The following is a 19,208-nucleotide window of genomic DNA, read 5'->3' on the forward strand; positions in this document are numbered from 1 at the left end:
TCAGGGACCACCGCCGTCACCACCGGTCCGGCGCGCCGAGGGCGCCGCGGGGCCCGCCGGCCGGCCGACCCGGGCGACGTGGAGCAGACGCTCCGGCGCCACGCCCAGCGATGCGCCCAGGGCCGCCCGGGTGACGGGCGCGTCGACGAGCTGGCTCAGCGGATGCGCCGCCAGCCCGGCCGCGTGCAGGGTCAGCCAGGTGCGCGCGAGCACCCGGCCGAACTCGACCTGCGTCGCGTCGTCCGCCCCGGGCGGTCCGATCAGGACGGTCACGGCGCCGCCGAGGGCGAGCGGGTTGCCGGACGCCGCCGCGAGGAGGCGGGGCAGGCCCAGGCCGCGCAGGACCGGGTACGCGGCCAGCGCCGCCCGCAGGGCCACCGCCTCGCGCCGGGACAGACCGAGGCAGCGGTCGGTGAGCCCGTCGGCGTCGTAGTCCGGGTGCGCCGGGGTGAGCCGCAGCCACGACCGCAGCTCGCCGACCACGGCGGGATCGGCGTACGTCCACCGGTCGGCGGTCCGCACCAGGCGGGCCAGGCCCACGTCCGGTACGACCCGGACGGCCCCACCGCTCGCCCGCGCGGCGGCGTCGACGGCCGCGAGCACCCCGGCGCCCGGGCCGGCCGAGAACCGGCCCCGGTGGGTGCGCCGGGAGCGGACCTGCGCCGCGCCGAACGGGGTGTCGTAGCGGTGCGGGGACGCCCGCAGCCAGCCCACCCGGCGGTCGGCCGTGCAGTGGTCCGCGACGAACCCGATCCGCAGCCCGGCGTCGGCCGCGACGATCAGGCAGGTCTCGACGAACGCGCCCAGGGACAGCCGCAGGTCCCGCCCGGAGGGATCGGCCGCCGGCAGCGCGTACGCCGGTTCCCAGCCGACCCGGATCGCCCCGGGCCGGTGGTCGAGCCGCCACGGTTGGGTGTTGTGCGCGCTCGGCGCCCGCCAGCAGAGCGGCTCCAGCGCGCGGAACGCCGCGAGGTCCATCTACAGCGCCTTCTCGTAGAAGGTGTACCCGTGCAGCGGCCGGCCGCCCAGCGCCGTGTACTGCGCGGCCGAGGCCGGGTTGTCCCGCCCGACGTAGGTGCTGCGCAGCGTGGTGTACCCGCCGGCGTGCAGGTTGCGGCGCAGCGCGGCGGAGAGCAGCCGCTGGTAACCGCGTCCCTGGTGCTCGGGCAGCACACCCTTGACGATCAGCACCGCCTCGCGCCGGTAGCGGCGGCGGACCGCAAGCAGCCGGAGCTGGTTGACCAGGTTGAGGTCGCCCCGCACCCGGACCACGAACTCGCTGATGTCCGGCACGCACAGCACGAACGCCACCGGCTGCCCCGCCCTGGTCAGGTAGAGCAGCAGCGACTCGTCCAGCAGGTACGCGAGCCCGTCGGTCTGCCGGCGCAGCTGCGCGGCGGAGATCTCGGTGTAGTAGCCGAGCTGGGCGAACGACGCGTTCAGCATGTCGCGCAGCAGGTCGAGCTGCGCGGCGAGGCGGCGTACGTCGCCCCGGTGCACCACCAGCTCCGCGCCGTCGGGTTCGGTGCGGCGCGGAGCCTCGTCCCCTTCCGAGACCGGGCAGATCCAGGTGTCCGACTCGAAGCGGCGGCGGAATCCGTACGCCTCGTAGGCGGTCACGTACCGGGGCGGGTTCCAGGCACTGTCGATGAAGCCCCGGTCGGCGTACCCGGAGGTGATGACCCCGCCCGCCTGGTTGGGCAGCAACGCCACCGGGCCGAAGAGCACGTCCCGGTCGCCGGTGGCGCGGGCGGCGGCGGTGATCGCCTCGAACAGCGGTCGCGCCGCCGCGTCGGTGAACTCGGTGAGCCCGAAGAGCTGACAGCGGCGGCCGAGCCGGGCGTCGAGGGCGGCATCGGTGTGCAGGGTGGTCCGGCCCACGACCGCGCCGGTGGCGCCGTCCCGGAGCAGGTACATCGCCACCCCGTCGCGCCACCAGCGTCGTACCTGCTGGCGCGTCGGCGGCACGAAGCGCGGCTCGTCGGCGTACACCCGGTCGGTGAGCGCGAGGAACTCCCGCAGGCCGCGCCGGTCGACGACCCGCTCGAAGCCGCTCGTGGCGGTGGCGGTCATCGCCGCACCGCCGGTCCGACCGTCTCCGAGCCCAGCGGGGTGAACGTCGGGATGTGCCCCATCTCGGTGGACTCGGCCCGCCACACCCCGTTGGAGTAGCCGTCGGGTTCGGCCGTGAAGATCCGGATGAAGCCGGCGGTCGCGTGGCGGTCGCCGTCGGTGAGCCAGATCATCAGCTTGCGGTGGTGCCGGGACCGGGCGAAGCGCAGCAGGGCCTCCCGGTCGCTGAAGAACGCGACGGTGCCGAGGGTGAACGGGAACTCCCAGTAGATCCGGTGCCAGCGGTATCCGGACATGCGGCGCATGTCACGGACCATCCGCCGCCAGGCCGGCAGGAGCCGCAGGATCGCCAGCGGGCTCCGGTAGCGGGTGGCGCCGAAGAACATGGCGCCGGCCTGGGCGCGCGCCGGGGCACGGGAGAAGTCACGGGTACGCATCGCTCAGCCCACCAGGTAGACGTTTTTGATCTTCTGCTGTCCGGCGAACGGGCCGGCGTCCGGTTCGTGCAGCTCGACGCGGAGGTCACCGGCGGTCGGGTCCTCGGTCAGCGACTGCGCGAAGTCACGGGAGACCGCCACGAGGTGCTGGCGCACCCCGGTCCGGCAGGCCGTGGCGAGTGCCTCGCGCTCCGGCGCGGACAGCGGGCGGCGCAGTTCGAGGTGGATCACCGGCCGGGTCTCCAGCGCGGCGTCCTCGGTCAGCGCCAGGCAGAACCGGCTGATCTCGGCGGCGTACGGATTGCCGGTGTAGAGGCCGTACTCCACGTCCTGCGGATAGAGGTTGGCGCCCAGGTACGACACCGTCGAGTCCCGCCGGCCGAACAGCAGCAGCACCGGCAGGGTCATCCGCTCGCTGGCCAGCGCCGCGCGGCACTCGGCCCAGCGCCGCGGGTCGCTCCGGACCAGGTCGAGGATCCGCCGGTGGGTGACGAGCAGCGCCTCGTCGCCGACGTTGTACCGCAGCCGGGGCTGCAGGACGTCGGGACCGGTGATCGTGCAGAGCAGTTCCCGGCGCTCGTTGGTCTCCAGGTAGGTGGTCAGCGGGTTGTACTGGAACACCATCGGCAGCCGCTGCTCGTCCGCACCGAGCAGTGCCGCCCGCAGTTCGGCGTCCGTACGCAGGCGCCGCCGCAACCACACCGTGAACCGGGTCTCCGCGCCGATGCCGATGGTCAGGTCCGAGGCGCCGTACGCCGACCGGACCCGGAGGAACCGCTCCTCCAGGTAGCCGCGCAACGCCTCCGTCATCCCCTCTCCCCCGCAGCTGGCGAAGATCCGGTGGCGCGACCAGTCGAAGCCCTCGGCGTCGAGCCGGTCCCGCAGGTGCTTCAGGAACGGCGGGTACGCGGTCACCAGGTAGTCGAAGTCCGGGCCGAACTCCCGGAGCGTGTCGACGATCTTGCCGAGGTCCGGGCCGGTGTTCTTGACCACCGCGATCCGGGCCATCGCGGCGCCGGTCGTCGTACCGGTCGCCCAGGCACCCATCGAGTAGGCGTTGATGACGAACGGGCGGCGCATCGGGAAGACCAGGCTGGTGTAGCCGGCGATGTCGCGGTGCACCGCGCGCAGTTCCCGCTCCCCGCGCGGCCAGTTGAAGGGCCGTCCCGACGAGCCGGCCGACTCGTCGACCACCACGCCCCGCTCCGGCAGCCGCCCGCCCCAGCAGCGCCGGGCGGAGTCGAAGGGAACGACGTAGCCGACCTTGTCGGTCTCCGGGAAGTCGCGCAGCCGGCGGCGGCGCCCGGCCGGCCGGGCACGCAGGAAGGCACGGTACGCCGGGACGTCCAGCGCGGCGAGCGCGCAACCCGCCCGCGCGTTCGCCGCCGCGAGCAGGTCCAGCACCGGGTGGTGCCGCCGGGCCAGCCACCGCCACGCCGCCCGGTTACGACCGGCGAGCCGGACCGCAGCCGCGACCACGCGAACGAGGATCGTCAGGCGGGCCCGGCGCCAGCTCTCGCCGGCCGTCAGGCGGTGTGACACGAGGGGGGACGGATCGGAGTATCGACGCAGCGTCTCGGCCATGTCAGTATCCTCGGCGGGCGCGGCCGGGGACGCCTGAGCTGTCGCACCGACCCGGTGCTGGGTATCCGTACCTAGAGCCGGCCGTACGCGTGCAGCACCGTCAGCCGCTCGACGATCTGGAGCCCCTTTCCGTCCCGCTCGGCCTGCCGCCACGCCGACTCGTCGACCTCGGCCCAGCTCCAGGTCAGGGGCCAGGCCCCGTCGGCCTGCTGGCCGTGGATCCAGTAGTCCAGGTTGGTGTCGATCGCGGCGCGGTCGATCACGCCAGCCAGCGTCGACCGTGGTGACGGAGCCGCCTCCAGCGGCTGGAGCACGTAGGTCGGCCACGCCGCCGGATCCAGGTTGACGACCCGGTGGACACCTGCGGCCAGCACCTCGGCCAACCGGCCCCGCGTCGCCTCCGGCAGGCGTCTCGCGGCGGCCAGCGTGACGGCGCACCGGAACGCGTTCAGGTCGTCGGCCGCCGCCTCTTCCAGCCGGTCGAGGACCGTGGCGGTGAGCCGGGCCAGCAGGCCCGGCGGCACGAGTTCCGCGTAGTCGTGCAGCACGCCGAGCAGGTCGGCGGTCGGGTTGACCCGGCAACCGTCGAAGGTCTGGTCGACGCCGGTGTATGTCCACCACGGCGCGTGCGGCGCGTCCTCGACCTCCGGCGGCACGATGCGCCACACCGACCGCTCGCCGTCATAGGTCTCGAGCAGGTATGCGACGCCCCGGCGCACCACCGGGTCGGTGGCGGGTGCGTCCACCTCGCGCAGCACCGCGAACGCCATCGACGTCGCGATCGCGGACGAGGCGGCTGCCCGCAGGTCCGGCTCCAGGGCGTGCCCGAACCCGCCGTCCGGATTCTGGAACCGCGCCAGCTCGGCCACCACCTCGCTGGCCGGTCGGGACTCGAACCGGTGCCCGAACCGGGCGCGGTCCAGCGGGCGGCCGTGCCGGAACACGAAGCCCCGGGCCCGGGCGAAGGCTTCCCGGCTCAGCATCACCATGTCCGCCGACGCTAGCCCAACCCCCCGACACACCACTCGCGACGCTCTCGGCGGTCCCGCCTCCCACCGGGCACCGGCACGCTGTCGCCGGTCGGGTGTCAGATGAGGGCCTGCACGGTGTAGAGGACACCGACCAGGGCCGCGAGGACGCCGAGCAGCAGCCGCAGGCCGGTCTCCGGCAGGTACGGCTGAAGCCGGGCGCCGACGTACCCGCCGACCAGCCCGCCCAGCCCGCAGAGCAGCCCGAGCGACCAGTACGGCGCGACCGCGCCGGGCGCGACCAGGGCCAGCAGTGCGAACGCGCCAGCACCCACGATCGAGGTCAGGAACGTCGACGCGAGCGCGGCCGGGGCGACCTGCACGACGGGCAGCCCCCGACCGACCAGCATCGGGCCGAGCAGGGAACCTCCGCCGATGCCGTAGACACCGCCGACGATCCCCACCGCGACCGCCAGCGCGGTGACCGCCCGCGGCGAGGGTGGCTCCGCCGGGCGCCGGCGGGCCGGGCGGAGCGTCCGGGCGCACAGCCACACCCCCAGCGGCAGCAGCAGCCCGGCGACGAACAGCCGGAACACCTGCGGCCCGGGCACGGCGAAGACCCGGATCACCGCACCGACCACCACGCCCGGCAGCGTGCCCAGCACCAGCCGGCGGGCCAGCGGGGTCCGCAGCCCGCCCTGCCGCCGGTACCGCAGCAACGCCCCGGGGGTGGCGACGACGTTGAACAGCAGGTTGGTGGGTGTCACCGCCGGGCTGGGCACTCCCAGCACGCTGAGCTGCACCGGAAGCAGGAACATCGCCCCGGACACCCCGACCGGTGCGGTGACCACGGCGATGGTCAGCCCGGCCACGAAGCCCAACGCGCCCGTCGACCAGGCCAGCTCGGACATCCACCCGGTGTGCGCGGCAGCGACGTCGAGCCGGGCAGCCAAGGGACCTCCTGGGACGAGAGGGCTCGCAGGCGGTCACGGCTTCCCCGGACGCCACATCCCACTTTTCCTATCGCCTTGATCGACTTTAGGCAAGGGGTTCCCGCGACGCGAATCCGACCGCGACGCTATCCATGAGCGGCTGTCGATGTGTGCGCCGGTGCTCCTACATTGAAGGGGATGACCGGCTCGGCCGACCCGCGCCGCCGGCCGGATCGGGCATCGCGAGCGACAAGGAAGGTTGCATGCGTTCCGTCGGACCGACCGCTTCCCGGGTGCGGTTCGGCGTGCTGGTCGGGGCGGTGCTCGCCGCCGGCCTGGTCTTCTTCCTCACCATCGAGCTGCACCTGCCCGGCCGCACGCAGGCCGCGGTGTCCCTGAACGGCTGCACCGAGGCCTTCGAGGCCGGACAGCCGGCGGCGGGCGACGACCAGGAACTCCGCCGGGCACTCGCGGCGGAGTTCCGGTCCTGCCTGCGCCCCGTGCTCACCGGGCAGGTGGCCTTCGCCGCGGCCGGGCTGGCCGCGCTGGCCGGCGTCGCCGCACTGGGCTACGCCGGCCATCCCCGGTGGCTGGTCCGCCGGCACCGACTCCTTCGCCTCTCCACGACGGCATCGCCGCGACTCGTCGCCGACCTCGACGAGCTCGCCCGCACCGCGGGGCTGGCCCGCACTCCTTCGTGGTGGCTGGCACCGGGGCGGCGTACGACCGGCGGGCAGGCCTTCGGGCTGCCCGGCAGGCGACGCGTGGCGCTCGACGCCGGTCTGCTCGTGCTGCGGGCGCGTGACCTGCCCGCGTTCCGGGCGGTGGTCCGGCACGAGCTGGCCCACCTGCGCAACCGCGACATCGACATGACCTACCTGACGGTCTGGATCTGGCGGGCCTTCGTCGTCGTCGCGGTGGTGCCGAGCCTGGTACTGCTGGCGCATCCGGGGCTCTTCGTCACCCCGACCCGGTGGAGCCGCCAGCCGGCGGCAGCCCCGGCCGCGGAACTGCTCACCGTCCTGCTCGTCCTGACCTGCCTGGTCTACCTGCTGCGCAACGCGGTGCTGCGGGTGCGGGAACTGCACGCCGACGCGGTCGCCACGCGAATCGGCGGATCGGCGGAAGAGCTGGACCGGGCCCTGGCGGGCCTCCCGGCCACCCGATCCCTCGCCGTCCGCTGGGGCACGCATCCGTCCGGCCCGGATCGGCGGCGCGCGGTCGGCGATCCCACGGTGCTGCTCGCGCCCCGGCTCGGTGAGCTGGTCGCGGTCGGGTTGCCGCTCGGCGTGCTGACCACGAATCTGCTCCCGCTGTTCGGTCTGCGGCTCGGGATGGAACCGGTCCTCGGGCTGGGGCTCCTGGGGCTGCCGGTCGGCGCAGTGCTGGCGGCGGTCCTCGCGCTGTCCGTGTGGCGGTCGGTCGCCCGCGCGGCCGTGGCGCCGGGATCGTGGGTGGACGGTCGGCCGCCACCCGGTACCGGGCGGATGCCGCACTGGTCGTCCGCGCCGCTGGTCCTGGTCGGGTCGTACCTGGCCGGCACCCTGCTGTCGGTGCAGATCCACGACGGCGGGTTCGGCCTGCCCGGCACCGATCCGGCGACGCGGCTCACGAGCGCCCTGGTGCTGGTCGCCGGCGCGGTGCTGGTCGCCGCGTGGGCTACGGCGGCGGCCCGGGTCGCACAGGCCGGGCCCCCACCGCGCTGGGCGCTGCCGGCGGTGCTCGCCGCCGCCGCGCTGGCCGGCGGCGCGGCCTGCACCGTCTGGCTGCCGTTCAGCCTCGGCGGGATCAGCCTGCGGCCGGCCCTGGGTGCCGCACCGGCCGCCGGGGCGGACATCGACTGGTACGCGCACGTGGCGGCCGGCAGCGGCACCACCCTCGGCCAGATCTACCGGCTGGTCAACCACCCGCTCGTCCTGCCGGCGGCGACCGCGTTGTGGCTCGTACCGGCGTGCTTGTCGCACCGGGTGGGCGGCGGCCGGACGGCGGTCCGCCGCGCGGTCACCGTCGGCCTCGTCGGCGGCGCGGTCGCCGCCGTGATCGGCGGCCTGCTGCCCGTGGCCGCACGGCTCGCCCTGCCCGCCGAGGTACGCCGGGCACCCCCGGCGGGCAGCGTGGGGGCCGCGTTCAACGAGATCCTCGACGGGGCGACCCTCATGGTCGTCGTGCTGGCCGTCACCGTGGTGACCACCGTGGTGGTGGCCGGCCGCGGGCCCGGTCGCCCCGTGACGGCCCCCCTCGCGGCGATGGTCACGGCGATGCTCGCCGCCGTCGCGTACTTCGCCGTCGCGACCCCGGTGCAGTGCGGGATCAACGTGTGGGCGGCCGATGCCCCGCCGTCCTACTGCTCGGCCCCGCCGTCCACGTTCCAGCTGGCGGTCACCACGCACTGGGTGCTCGTGCAGGGAATCGTGGTCGCCGTGCCGGCGCTGCTGGTCGTCGCGGTGCTCCGCCTCGTCCGGCGACCTGCCGCCCCGACCGGGACCACGGCCGCCGGGCCCGCACCACACAGCGGTGCCGCGAGCGAGGGCAGGTGGGCGCGTCGGGTGCTGACGGGCGCGCTGGCCCTGCTGGCGGCGCTGGCCGCCTTCTACTGCTGGAAGATCCTCCCGAACGCGTACGAGGTGTGGCTCTGGACCACCTTCGGATAGCCAGGCTCAGGCCGGCGGCGCGGCCTCCGGTGGCGGCTCGGCCGCGCCCACCAGGGCCACCAGGTCGTCGAGGGTGTCCAGCGGCCGGCCCGGTCCGTTCAGCTCGACCTCGACGCCGTACTCCAGCTCGATCGCGTCGACCAGGCGCAGCAGGCCGAGGGAGTCCACGCCGAGGGCCACCATCGACCCGCCGGAGAGCACGTCGGTCGCCGTCACCTCCCCCGCCGTGGACTCGCTCACCAGCTCCGCGATCCGGCTGCGCAGGTCGGTGTCACCCATGCTCAGAACTCCTTTCCGGACTGCCGGACGATCTCGGCGATCTCGGCGATCGTCGGGGTCTCGAAGAAGGCGTCGAGCGGCACCTCGACGCCCAGCCGCTGCTGGATCCGGCCGCTGATCCGGGTGATCGTCAACGAGTGTCCGCCCAGGTCGAACAGGTCCTCGTGCACCCCGATGTCGGGCACGCGCAGCACCTCCTGCCAGATCTGGCGGAGCTGCGCCACCACCGGGTCGTCGCCAGCAGGGTCGGCGCCGGCCGCGTCGTCATGCACCCCGGGTGGCATTGCCACGACCGGGTCCCGGGGCGTCGGGGCGGGCAGGGCCGCCCGGTCGACCTTCCCGGTCGGGCCGAGCGGCAACCGGTCGAGGGCCACGAAGTCGGTGGGCAGCACGGCCTGCGGCAGGCTCGACGCCAGGTGCTGCCGCAGCTCGGCCGGCTGCGGGGCGGCGGCGCGGCCCACCACGTACGCGACGAGGCGCGGCTCGCCCGCGTCGTGCCGCAGCACGGTGGCCGCCGCGGCCACGCCCGGATGGTCGAGGAGCCGGGCGTCGATCTCGCCCAGCTCGACCCGGTGGCCCCGGATCTTGACCTGGTCGTCGGTGCGGCCGAGGAACTCGATCCGCCCGTCGGGCAGCCACCGGCAGCGGTCGCCGGTGCGGTAGAGCCGCCCGCCGGCCCGCGCGAACGGGTCCGGCACGAACCGCTCGGCGGTGCGGTCGGCCCGCCCCAGGTAGCCGGCGGCGAGCCCGGCGCCGGCCAGGTACAGCTCGCCGGGCAGCCCGAGCGGCACCGGTCGGCGGGTCTCGTCCAGGACGTACGCCCGCACGTTCGGCAGCGGCCGGCCGATGGTGACCTCGCCGGGGTCGGCGGGGATGTCGGCCATGGTCGCGTAGACGGTCGCCTCCGTCGGGCCGTACCCGTTGACCAGGCGGGCGGTGCGGGCCCGCAGCTCCCGCGCGAGGGCCACCGGCAGCGCCTCCCCGCCGGCGACCGCGACCAGCGGCTCCGGCGAGGTTCCGGCGGCGTCCGGGGCCGGCGCGCCGAGACCGGCCGCCAGCAGCACCCGCCAGCCCGACGGGGTGGCCTGGACGTGGGTCACCCCGGTGTCCCGGACCAGCCGCAGCACGCCCGCGCCGTCCAGCGCGCCGACGGTCGAGGCCACGACCACCCGGCCGCCGGTGACCAGCGGCAGGAGCACCTCCACGGTGGAGATGTCGAACGACAGCGACGTCAGGTGCAACCAACGGTCGCGCGGGCCGCTGCCCAGCAGGTCGCGTACGCCCAGCAGCAGGTTGACCAGCGCGCCCTGCCGGACCGCCACGCCCTTGGGGCGGCCGGTCGATCCGGAGGTGTAGAGCACGTACGCCAGGTCGTCGGCGCTCGGCGGCCCGTCGGGGTCACCGGCCGGGACCGGGCCGTCGAGCAGGCTCGCCCCGTCGAGCGCGAGGGTGGGCCGGGTCGCCTGCCCGGCGGCACCCGTCACGACCAGCGCCGGGGCGGCGTCGGCGAGGATCGCCTCCTGCCGGGCCGGCGGGTGACCCGGGTCGACCGGCAGGTACGCGGCACGGCAGCGCAGCACCGCCAGCACGGTCACCACCGCCTGCCAGGACCGGTCCAGCGCGACGGCCACCAGGGCGCCGGTGCCGACGCCGTGCTGCCGCAGGAGCGCGGCGAGCCGGGCGGCGGCGGCGTCGAGCTGGGCGTAGGTCAGCGTCCGGTCGCCGTCGGCCACGGCCGGCGCGTCCGGATCGGCGGCGACCCGCGCGGCGAACAGGGCCGGCACGGTCAGCCCGGCGGGATACGCCCGGGCGGTGTCGTTGACGGCGCGGACGACCCGGTCGAGTTCGACGGCGGGCAGCACGGGCAGGTCCGCCACCGGGCGGTCGGGTTCGGCGACCACGGCGGCGAGCATGGTGCGCAGGTGCCCGCCGATCCGGCGTACGGCGTCGGTGTCGACGGCCGTGGGGCTGTGCTGGAGGCAGACCGTGACGCCGGTCGGGGCGTCCACGATCTGCACGTGCAGGGCGTTGCGGGCGGCACCGCCGAACAGGGTCCACTCGACCTCGCTGGCCACCCCGGGAAAGACCGGCTCCTCGCCGCGCCGCCGGTAGGCGACGCTGACCGGGGTCAGGGCCGGGGCGGGCCGCAGGCCGGGCACGGCGTGTGCCAGCGGCACGGCGCGGTACCGGTACACCTCGCGCAGCCGGGCCCGGACGGCGCGGGCGTGGTCGCGGAACGTCCCCCGCGCCGGGGGGACCGCGACGGGCAGCTCGTTGACGAACAGCCCCACCCGGTCGGCCTGGTCCGGGGTGCGGGTGGACAGGGCCACGCCGATCGGGACGTCCCGGTTACCGTAGCGCGCGAGCAGGGCGTGCAGCACCGCGAACAGCAGCTCGAAGCGGGTCACCCCGATCGACCGGGCGGCCCGGTCGACGCCCGCGACCTGGCCGGCGGGCAGGTCCAGGGTCACGGCCCCGCCGGGCTCCGCGCCGGTGGGCAGCCGGCGCAGGCCGGGCAGGACGACGTCGCCGGGCCCGGTCCAGTGCCGCGCCCAGTGCTCGCGGGCGGCGGGCAGGTCGACCGCGACGCGTTGCTGCTCGGCGGCGGCGAGGCCGGCGTACCCGTCGGCGCGGGCCGGGGCCGGGCCCGGATCGCCCGAGAGCGCCACGGCGTACGCGGCGGCCAGGTCGTTGACGAGCACGTCCTTGGAGGTGCCGTCGAAGGCCAGGTGGTGTGCGGTGACGAGCAGCAGGTGCGTGGCGTCGGCGCCGGTCAGCAGGGTGAACCGGGCCAGCGGGCCGGTGCCCAGGTCGTGCGGTCGGGCGAGTTCCTCGGCGATCCGGGCGTCGGTCAGCTCCCCGAAGGTGACCGCCGGACGGCTGTCGGCCGGGGCCAGGTGGGGGGTGCCGCCGTCGTCGGTGACGACCCGGGCGGCCAGGACCGGGTGCTGTTCGGTCACCGCGGCGCACGCCGCGACGAGGGCCCGGCGGTCGAGTTCGGCGGCGAACCGTACGCCCAGCGCCATGTGGTACGCCGTGCCGGCGACACCGGCCTGCTCGGTGAACCAGACGGCGTGCTGCGCGGAAGTCGCCTCGGCGGTGCCCACATGGCCTCCCATGGTCGTGCTGACGGTCAGTTGTCGAAGAGGTCGGCGAGCTGCCGCTTGAGCACCTTGCCGCCCTCGTTGCGGGGCAGCCGCTCCAGCAGCAGGAGCCGGGCGGGTAGCTGGTAGTCGGCCAGCCGGTCGGCGAGGAAGCCGCGCAGCACCGGCAGGGAGAGCCCGTCGCCGCCGGCCGGCGGGCGGGGCACGACGGCGGCGGCCACGGCCGAGCCGAGCACCGGGTGCGGAACCCCGACGACGGCCGCCTCGGCGACCAGGGGGTGCTCGTGCAGTGCGGCCTCGACCTCGATGGTGGAGACCTTGAACGCGCCCGACTTGATGACGTCCTGGTGCCGGTCGGTGAGGTAGAGGTAGCCGTCGGCGTCGATCCGGCCGACGTCGCCCATCCGGACCCACCCGTCGCGGAAGGTGGCCCGGTTGGCCGCCTCGTCGCGGTGGTACGCGCGGGGATGCGGGGCGCGCAGCCAGACGTCCCCGGTGGTCCCGGCGGGCAGCGGGTTGCCGTCGGCGTCGGCGACCATGAGCTGCCCGCCGACCGGTCGCCCGACCGCGTCCCGCCGGGCCGGGTCGTAGATCATCGTGGTCTGGGCCGGGGCCGCCTCGGTGGAGGTGTAGTAGTTGACGATGGTGGCCTGCGGGAACGCCTCGGCGAGCCGGGCCGCCACCGCCGGGGCCAGTGGGGCGGCGGTCGAGCCGATGAGCTGGACGCCGCCGGTGTCCCGCCCGCGCAGCGCCCCGGAGTCGAGCAGCTCGACGGCGATCGAGGGGACGACGAACACGGTCCCGGTGCCGGGCGCCTCGACCAGCCGGGCGAACCGGGCCGGGGTGAACCGGGGCAGGGTGAACGCGGCGGCCTTCGCGGTGAGCGCGTTGAGCAGCATGGTCTGCCCGGCGTTGGTGCCGATGGCGAACGCGTGCAGGAACCGCCGCGAGTGGGCCAGCGCCAGCCGGCGCGGGTGGTTCGGGGCGCCCACGGTGAGGTTGGCGTGGCTGGCGGCCACCCCCTTCGGCCGGCCCGTCGTGCCCGAGGTGTAGAGGATCTGGGCGGGGTCACCGGGCCGGGGGCCGGTGGGGTCGAGGGCGGCACCGGGCCCGGCGAGCAGGTCACCGGCCGGCCAGGCCGGCACGCCGGGCGGGACCGGCGGGGCGGGGGTGTCGGCGCCGTGCACGACGGCGGTGGCCGCGCAGTGGCTCAGCGCGTACCCGAGTTGCCCGGCGGCGAGCCGGTCGGAGAGCGGCACGGCGACGCCGCCGGCCCGCAGCACCCCGCAGTACGTCACGGCGAACCCGGTCCAGTCGCGGGCGCCGAACAGCAGGCCGACCCGGTCGCCGGGACGCAGTCCCCGGTGCCGCAGCGCGGCGGCGACGGCGGTCGCGCCGGCGGACCACTGGGCGAAGGTCAGGGTCGCCACGCCGTGCACCTCGACCGCGACCTGGTCCGGGTGCAGGGCGGTGCGCCAGTCGAGCAGCTCGGGCACGGTGCGCGGCGGGATCGCGGCCCGGCCGGTGGGCGTCGTGGCGGTCACGTCAGGCCGCCTTCCGGCCGGCCGGGGCGACCCGCGGCCGGCCGTCGGGGACACCGGCGGCCCGGGCACGGCGTTCCTCGATGCCGACCAGGTCGTCCGGCGGCGCGTCGGGCACCTCGTCGTCGAACCGGGCCAGGGTCGGCGTGAGCAGCGACACCAGCGCCGTCAGCGCGATGCACACCCCGAACAGGACGTAGAGCAGGCCGTGGCCCCGGCCGGGACCGACACCGAGCACCACACCGACCGTGCCGGCCAGCACGCCGTCGGACAGCAGCATCGGCTCGGCGACCCGGGCGGCGAACGGGGCCACGACGCCCCAGCCCAGCGGCAGGGTGGACTGCGCGACCATCTGGTTGAGCGCGAAGACCCGGCCGTGGACGCGCGGCGGCACCTTGGTCTGGATGATCGTGTGGTAGACGCCGTTGACGATGCCGAGGGCGAGGTACATGCCGAACGCGCCCGCGCCGACGAGCAGCAGGTTCGGTCGCAGCCCGGTCAGCACGGCGGCCACCGCGATGCCGCAGGTGCCCAGCAGCACCGCCCGCATCCGGCGGCGCCGGGGCCCGCCCCAGACCAGCATCACCAGGCCGCCGACGGCCGCGCCGAGCCCGCCGGCGAGCGCGACCCGGGCCACCTCGTCCAGGTCGGCGAAGCCGAGCACCAGCGGGGAGAGCAGGAACAGCACGGGAAACAGGAAGAAGTTCAGGGCCGCGAAGAACGCCAGCATGGCGCGGAACTCCCGGCGGCGCAGCGAGTACCGGAAGCCGGCGACGATCTCGGCGCCGATGCCCTCGCGGCGGCGCAGGGCCAGGGTGCGCGGGAACCGCACGGCCGCCAGGACGCCCATCGCGAACAGGTACGACACCACGTCGATGAGCAGGATGCCCCGCAGCCCGACGGCCTGGAGCAGCGCCACGGCCAGCAGCGGCACGGTGAACTGGGTGAGGCCGACGGCGGTCTGGGTGAGGCCGTTGGCGTGGCCGAGGTAGCGCTTGGGCACCAGTTGCGGCACCGCCGAGACGAACGCGAGACGCTGGAACGCCAACGCCACCGACAGCCACGCCGTCAGCGGGTAGAAGTGCCACACCTCGGCCCGGTCGGCCAGCACGAGCCCGGCCATCAACGCGTTCGCGCCCCCGGCGGCGACGTTGGCGAGCAGCAGGACGCGCCGCCGGCTCGTCCGGTCGACGAGCGCCCCGGCCAGCGGGGCCACGAGCAGGCCGGGCAGCAGGCCGAGCACGGCGAAGAGGGCGAACCGGGCGAGCGACCCGGTCTCGGTGTAGATCCACAGTGGGATCGCGAAGGTGGTCAGCGCCGTGCCCAGCCCGGAGACGATCTGCCCGGCGGCGACCAGGCCGAAGCGGCGCATGCTGGGTGGCGGTGCGGTATCGGCCGGGCCGCCCGGGTCGACCGGCGCGGGACGGCCGGACGACGGCCGGTGGGAGACGGCGGCGAGCTGCCAGGCCTCCGGCACGGGCGACGCGTCCTCCGGTCCGGCCGGCGCGGCGGCCGGGGTGGGCGCGTCGAGGTGCCGGTGCACGCCGGTGACGATCTCGGCCAGCTCACCGGCCCGGTACTTGAGGAAGTAGTGCCCGCCCTCGTCGATCACGGCGAGGGCGGCGCGGTCGCTCAGGAAGTGCCACTCCCGGTACCGCTCCTCGTGGTAGTCGGTGCTGCGGTCCCGCTCGCCGACCACCGAGACGACCGGCGCGCGCAGCGGAGCGACGCGCTCACGCATCAGGTCGGTGAAGTACTCCTCGGAGACCTCGGCGTCGTGCCGCATCGCCCGGACCAGGAACCGGACCTCGTCCGGCGCGAGCGACCCGACGGCCGTCCCCTGCGCCTGCAACCAGGTGCGGTAGATCCGGTCGCTGCGCAGGCGTTCGGCCAGCCGCAGCCGGGTCAGCGGCCCGAGTACGCCCCCGGCGGGCCGCGCGAACGGGAAGACCGCGCCGAGATACACCGCCAGCAGGTCCCGGCCGGCGGCCTCCAGCCGGCGGGCCACCTCCACGGCCAGCGCGCCGCCGGGACCGCAGTGCCCGTACAGGATCAGTGGCCCCGCCACCCGGTCCAGGATCTCCGCGACGACGTCGGCGGCGACGTCGGCGATGGGCGCCGGGTCGTCGGCGAGGCCGATGTCGTGCCCGGGCACGGCCACCGACAGCAGCCGGTACCCGGCCGGCAGCGCGTCGGCCAGCGGCTGGTACACCACGGCGCTGCCGCCGCCGTAGGGGACGCAGACCAGGGTGGCGACCCGGTCGGCGGCGGACGTCGGCGGGGTCAGCTCGTGCAGCAGCCCGCCGGCGCCGCCGCCTGCCCCGGCGACGAGGGCGGCCAGCTCGCGTACGGTGCGGTGGCGGAACAGGTCCATCACGGTGACCGCCGGCGCGGCGCCCCCGGCGACGGCGGGCAGTTCCCGGCGCAGCCGGGCCACCACCCGGGTGGCCAGCAGCGAGTGCCCACCCAGGTCGAAGAAGTCGTCGGTGGCACCCACCTCGGGCACCCCGAGGACGGCCGCCCAGATCCCGGCCACCAGGGTCTCCACCGGCCCGGTCGGGGCCACCCGCTGCCCGGTCGGCGGCGCGTCGGTCGGCTCGGGCAGGGCCCGCCGGTCCACCTTGCCGTGCTCCTGCAACGGCAGCCGGTCCAGGACCACCCAGCGGGTCGGCACCATGTGCTCGGGCAGCCGGTCGGCGAGGCGGCGGCGCAGGTGCGCGGGGTCCGGCCCGTCCGCGCCGGGGGCCGGTTCCAGGTAGGCCACCAGCCGGTCGTCGCGCAGCAGCACCGCCGCCTGCCGTACGCCGGGGCAGTCCCGCAGGGCGGCCTCGATCTCCCCCAGCTCGACCCGGTAGCCGCGGATCTTCACCTGGTGGTCGCGCCGGCCGAGGAACACCAGGTGCCCGTCGGCGTTCCACCGGCACAGGTCGCCGGTGCGGTAGAGGCGGGCGCCCGGCGGGCCGTACGGGTCGGGCACGAACCGCTCGGCGGTCAGGCCGGGCCGGTTCAGGTAGCCGCGTGCGAGCCGGTCGCCCCCGAGGTACAGCTCGCCGGGCACCCCGAACGGCACGGGGCGCATCCGCTCGTCGAGCAGGTACGCGCGGGCGTGCGGCAGGGGCCGGCCGATCGGCACCGGGCCGGTGTGCGGGCCGTCGACGGCCACCTCGTGGGTGGTGACGCCGACGGTGGCCTCCGTGGGGCCGTAGTGGTTGACGACCCGGGCCGGGCCGGCGGCGGCGAGCGGGCCGACGCGCTCCAGGTCGGACGCCTCGCCGCCGAGGATCAGCGCGCGGGCGGGCAGCAGGTCGGCCGGCTCGGCGTCGGCGGTGAGCGCCGCCAGGTGCGACGGAGTGATCTTCAGGTAGTCGATGCCGTCGGCGCGCAGCCGCTCGGCCAGCTCGGCGCCGGTGCCGCGGCGGGGCAGCAGGTGCACCGCGCCGCCGGTGGCCAGCGCCAGGTAGAAGACGGTGACGCTGAAGTCGAACGACATCGACTGGAGCAGTCCGTACCGGGCGGCCGGGACGATCCCGAACCGGTCGGCCACCCCGTCGAGGTAGCGCAGCACCTGCCGGTGCGGCACGGCCACCCCCTTCGGGGTGCCGGTGGAGCCGGAGGTGTAGATGACGTACGCCAGGTTGTCGCCGGACGTTCCGGTCCGCGGCGGGGTGTCGGGCGCCGCCGCGACCTCGCCGGCGATCTCGTCGAGGTGTGCGGCCGGGGCGTCGGCGGGCAGCCGGTCCCGCAGGTCGGCGCTGGTGAGCACCACCGTCGGGCGGGCGTCGGCGAGCATCAGGGCCAGCCGGCCGGCGGGCTGCTCCGGATCCAGCGGCAGGTAGGCCCCGCCGGCGCGGAGCACCCCGAGCAGCGTCGCGGCCACGTCGACGGACTGCTCCAACAGGACCCCGACCAGCCCGTCCGGGCCGACCCCCCGGGCGCGCAGCCAGTGGGCGAGCCGGTTCGCCCGCCGGTCCAGCTCCCGGTAGGTGAGCGTGTCCGGCCCGCAGACCACGGCCGGCGCCTCGGGCGTGGCGGCGGCGTACGGGACGACGAGGTCGGCCAGGGTGCCGGCCGAGCCGGTGACGCCGGAATTGCTGGTGCCGTCGGTGCTACCGCTGCCGGCGGTGGCGCCGGGCTCGTCGGGTCGGGCGAGGGCGAGCAGCCGGTCCCGCTCGGCGGGGCCGAGCAGGTCCAGGTCGACGACGGGCAGGTCCGGCCGGGCGACCGCGGCGCGCAGCAGCGTCTCGAAGCTTCCGGCCAGCCGTCGTACGGTCGCGGCGTCGAACAGGTCGGCGTTGTGGACGAGCATGCAGCGCAGGCCGTCGGCGGCCTCGCCCACGTAGAGCGACAGGTCGAAGCGGGCGGTCGCGGCGTCGGTGCCGACGCCCTCGGCGGCCAGGCCGGCGGGCCAGCGGTCGCCGCCGTGGGCGTAGTTCTGCAGGGTGAACAGCACCTGGAACACCGGGGCGCGGCTGACGTCGCGGGCGACGTTGAGCTCCTTGACCAGGCGCTCGAACGGGATCTCCTGGTGGGCCAGGGCCCGCACCACGGTGCCGCGGGTGCGCCGCAGCAGGGCCGCGAAGCTGGGCTCGGTGGCCGGGGCGTCGACGGTCGCGGCGACCGGGGAGAGGTCGGCGCGCAGGGCGAGGGTGTTGACGAAGAGGCCGACGAGGTTCTCCAGCTCCGGCACCACCCGGCCGGCGACCGGGGTGCCGACGGCGAAGTCCCGCTGGCCGCTGTGCCGCGACAGCACGGCCTGCAGACCGGTGAGCAGGGTCATGAAGAGGGTGGCCCGGTGGGCGCGGCCGAGCCGGCGCAGCCCGTCGGTGAGTTCGGCGTCGAGGGCGAAGCGGTAGGTGTCCCCGGCGTACGACTGCACGGCCGGGCGGGGCCGGTCGGTGGGCAGTTCCAGCGGGGGCACCCCGGCCAGCGCCCGCGTCCAGTACGCGAAGCCATCGCCGGTGGCCGGCCCGTCGAGCCGGTCCCGTTGCCAGGTGGCGTAGTCGACGTAGCCGATGCCCGGTGCCGGGGGTTCGACGCCGCCGTCGCGCAGCGCGCCGTACGTGGCGGCGACCTCGCCGAGAAGCAGGTCGAGCGACCAGCCGTCGCTGACGATGTGGTGCATCGCGAGGTGCACGAGGTGTTCCCCGTCGCCGAGCCGCACGACGAGGGCCCGCAGCAGCGGGGCGTGGCCGAGGTCGAAGGGGGTGGCGACGGAGGCGGCCACCAGCGCGCGGGCGGCCTGCTCGGACGGCGCGGCGGTGACGGTGACCGGCACCCGCACCCGGGGGAGCACCCGCACGACGGGTTCGCCCTCGGCGTTCTCGGTGAACCGCATGCGCAGGCTGTCGTGCCGGGCGGCGGTGGCGTCGAGGGCGGCGCGCAGCAGGCCGACGTCCAGCGGCCCGCGCAGCCGGGTGGTCGAGTAGACGACGTACGCGGCGGTGCCGGGGGTGAGCTGTTCGGTGAACCAGATGCGTTCCTGCCCGAACGACAGGCGGGGTTCTGCGGCGGGGCCGGTGGCGGTCGGTGCGAGGGCAGGGCTCCGCAACGGTACGTCGACGTTGGTCACGCGGTACCTTCTCGGGCGGTGACGGATGGGAGCCAGTAGTGTGCACGGCGCAACCGAGGCGGTGGATCGG

General features: G+C 75.8%; 11 protein-coding genes. 1 reads left to right on the forward strand and 10 read right to left on the reverse strand.

Translation table 11 applies throughout. The features are described from left to right. From ABZ809_RS18590 to ABZ809_RS18615, 6 genes are all read right to left on the reverse strand, one after another. Nucleotides 1-978, reverse strand: a complete 978-nt coding sequence (locus ABZ809_RS18590; RefSeq protein WP_357563743.1) for a nitroreductase — start codon at nt 976-978, stop codon at nt 1-3. After that, nucleotides 979-2,073, reverse strand: coding sequence for a GNAT family N-acetyltransferase (locus ABZ809_RS18595; RefSeq protein WP_357563744.1), 1,095 nt, complete (start codon nt 2,071-2,073; stop codon nt 979-981). It lies immediately after the preceding gene. Next, nucleotides 2,070-2,510, reverse strand: a complete 441-nt coding sequence (locus tag ABZ809_RS18600) for a DUF4188 domain-containing protein (protein WP_357563745.1) — start codon at nt 2,508-2,510, stop codon at nt 2,070-2,072. The genes ABZ809_RS18595 and ABZ809_RS18600 overlap by 4 nt, the downstream gene beginning before the upstream one ends. Nucleotides 2,511-2,513: 3 nt before the next feature. Then, nucleotides 2,514-4,094 (reverse strand): phenylacetate--CoA ligase family protein, encoded by a 1,581-nt coding sequence (locus ABZ809_RS18605; RefSeq protein WP_357563746.1) that lies wholly within the window; start codon nt 4,092-4,094, stop codon nt 2,514-2,516. A gap of 71 nt (nt 4,095-4,165) precedes the next feature. Continuing rightward, complete coding sequence (locus ABZ809_RS18610; RefSeq protein WP_357563747.1) at nt 4,166-5,083, reverse strand: hypothetical protein; 918 nt, start codon at nt 5,081-5,083, stop codon at nt 4,166-4,168. 98 nt (nt 5,084-5,181) lie between these two features. Next, nucleotides 5,182-6,015: a sulfite exporter TauE/SafE family protein gene (locus ABZ809_RS18615; RefSeq protein WP_357563748.1), complete on the reverse strand. Its 834-nt coding sequence runs from the start codon at nt 6,013-6,015 to the stop codon at nt 5,182-5,184. A 242-nt stretch (nt 6,016-6,257) separates the two neighbouring features. Between ABZ809_RS18615 and ABZ809_RS18620 the strand changes: the two genes are divergently transcribed. Beyond that, nucleotides 6,258-8,645, forward strand: coding sequence for a M48 family metalloprotease (locus ABZ809_RS18620; protein ID WP_357563749.1), 2,388 nt, complete (start codon nt 6,258-6,260; stop codon nt 8,643-8,645). Nucleotides 8,646-8,651: 6 nt separating this feature from the next. On the opposite strand, the gene ABZ809_RS18625 is transcribed toward ABZ809_RS18620, so the two are convergent. From ABZ809_RS18625 to ABZ809_RS18640, 4 genes are read right to left on the reverse strand one after another with little or no spacing between them, the layout of a single operon-like run. Next, on the reverse strand, nt 8,652-8,924 hold the full coding sequence (locus ABZ809_RS18625) for an acyl carrier protein (protein WP_357563750.1): 273 nt from the start codon (nt 8,922-8,924) through the stop codon (nt 8,652-8,654). Between the two features lie 2 nt (nt 8,925-8,926). Next, nucleotides 8,927-12,043 (reverse strand): amino acid adenylation domain-containing protein, encoded by a 3,117-nt coding sequence (locus ABZ809_RS18630; protein ID WP_357563751.1) that lies wholly within the window; start codon nt 12,041-12,043, stop codon nt 8,927-8,929. A gap of 14 nt (nt 12,044-12,057) precedes the next feature. Then, a complete protein-coding gene (locus tag ABZ809_RS18635; RefSeq protein ID WP_357563752.1) occupies nt 12,058-13,572 on the reverse strand; it encodes an AMP-binding protein in 1,515 nt (504 codons plus the stop codon). Nucleotide 13,573: 1 nt separating this feature from the next. Continuing rightward, complete coding sequence (locus ABZ809_RS18640; protein WP_357563753.1) at nt 13,574-19,138, reverse strand: amino acid adenylation domain-containing protein; 5,565 nt, start codon at nt 19,136-19,138, stop codon at nt 13,574-13,576. Nucleotides 19,139-19,208 lie beyond the last annotated feature (70 nt).

The sequence above is a fragment of the Micromonospora sp. NPDC047074 genome, assembly GCF_040643815.1.
Lineage (GTDB): Bacteria > Actinomycetota > Actinomycetes > Mycobacteriales > Micromonosporaceae > Micromonospora.

What these genes read in the sequence shown, in the direction of transcription:
- ABZ809_RS18600 (WP_357563745.1), bottom strand. Translation starts at nt 2,510, where the DNA reads ATGCGTACCCGTGACTTCTCCCGTGCCCCGGCGCGCGCCCAGGCCGGC.
- ABZ809_RS18610 (WP_357563747.1), bottom strand. Translation starts at nt 5,083, where the DNA reads ATGGTGATGCTGAGCCGGGAAGCCTTCGCCCGGGCCCGGGGCTTCGTG.
- ABZ809_RS18590 (WP_357563743.1), bottom strand. Translation starts at nt 978, where the DNA reads ATGGACCTCGCGGCGTTCCGCGCGCTGGAGCCGCTCTGCTGGCGGGCG.
- ABZ809_RS18595 (WP_357563744.1), bottom strand. Translation starts at nt 2,073, where the DNA reads ATGACCGCCACCGCCACGAGCGGCTTCGAGCGGGTCGTCGACCGGCGC.
- ABZ809_RS18625 (WP_357563750.1), bottom strand. Translation starts at nt 8,924, where the DNA reads ATGGGTGACACCGACCTGCGCAGCCGGATCGCGGAGCTGGTGAGCGAG.
- ABZ809_RS18620 (WP_357563749.1), top strand. Translation starts at nt 6,258, where the DNA reads ATGCGTTCCGTCGGACCGACCGCTTCCCGGGTGCGGTTCGGCGTGCTG.
- ABZ809_RS18630 (WP_357563751.1), bottom strand. Translation starts at nt 12,043, where the DNA reads ATGGGAGGCCATGTGGGCACCGCCGAGGCGACTTCCGCGCAGCACGCC.
- ABZ809_RS18605 (WP_357563746.1), bottom strand. Translation starts at nt 4,094, where the DNA reads ATGGCCGAGACGCTGCGTCGATACTCCGATCCGTCCCCCCTCGTGTCA.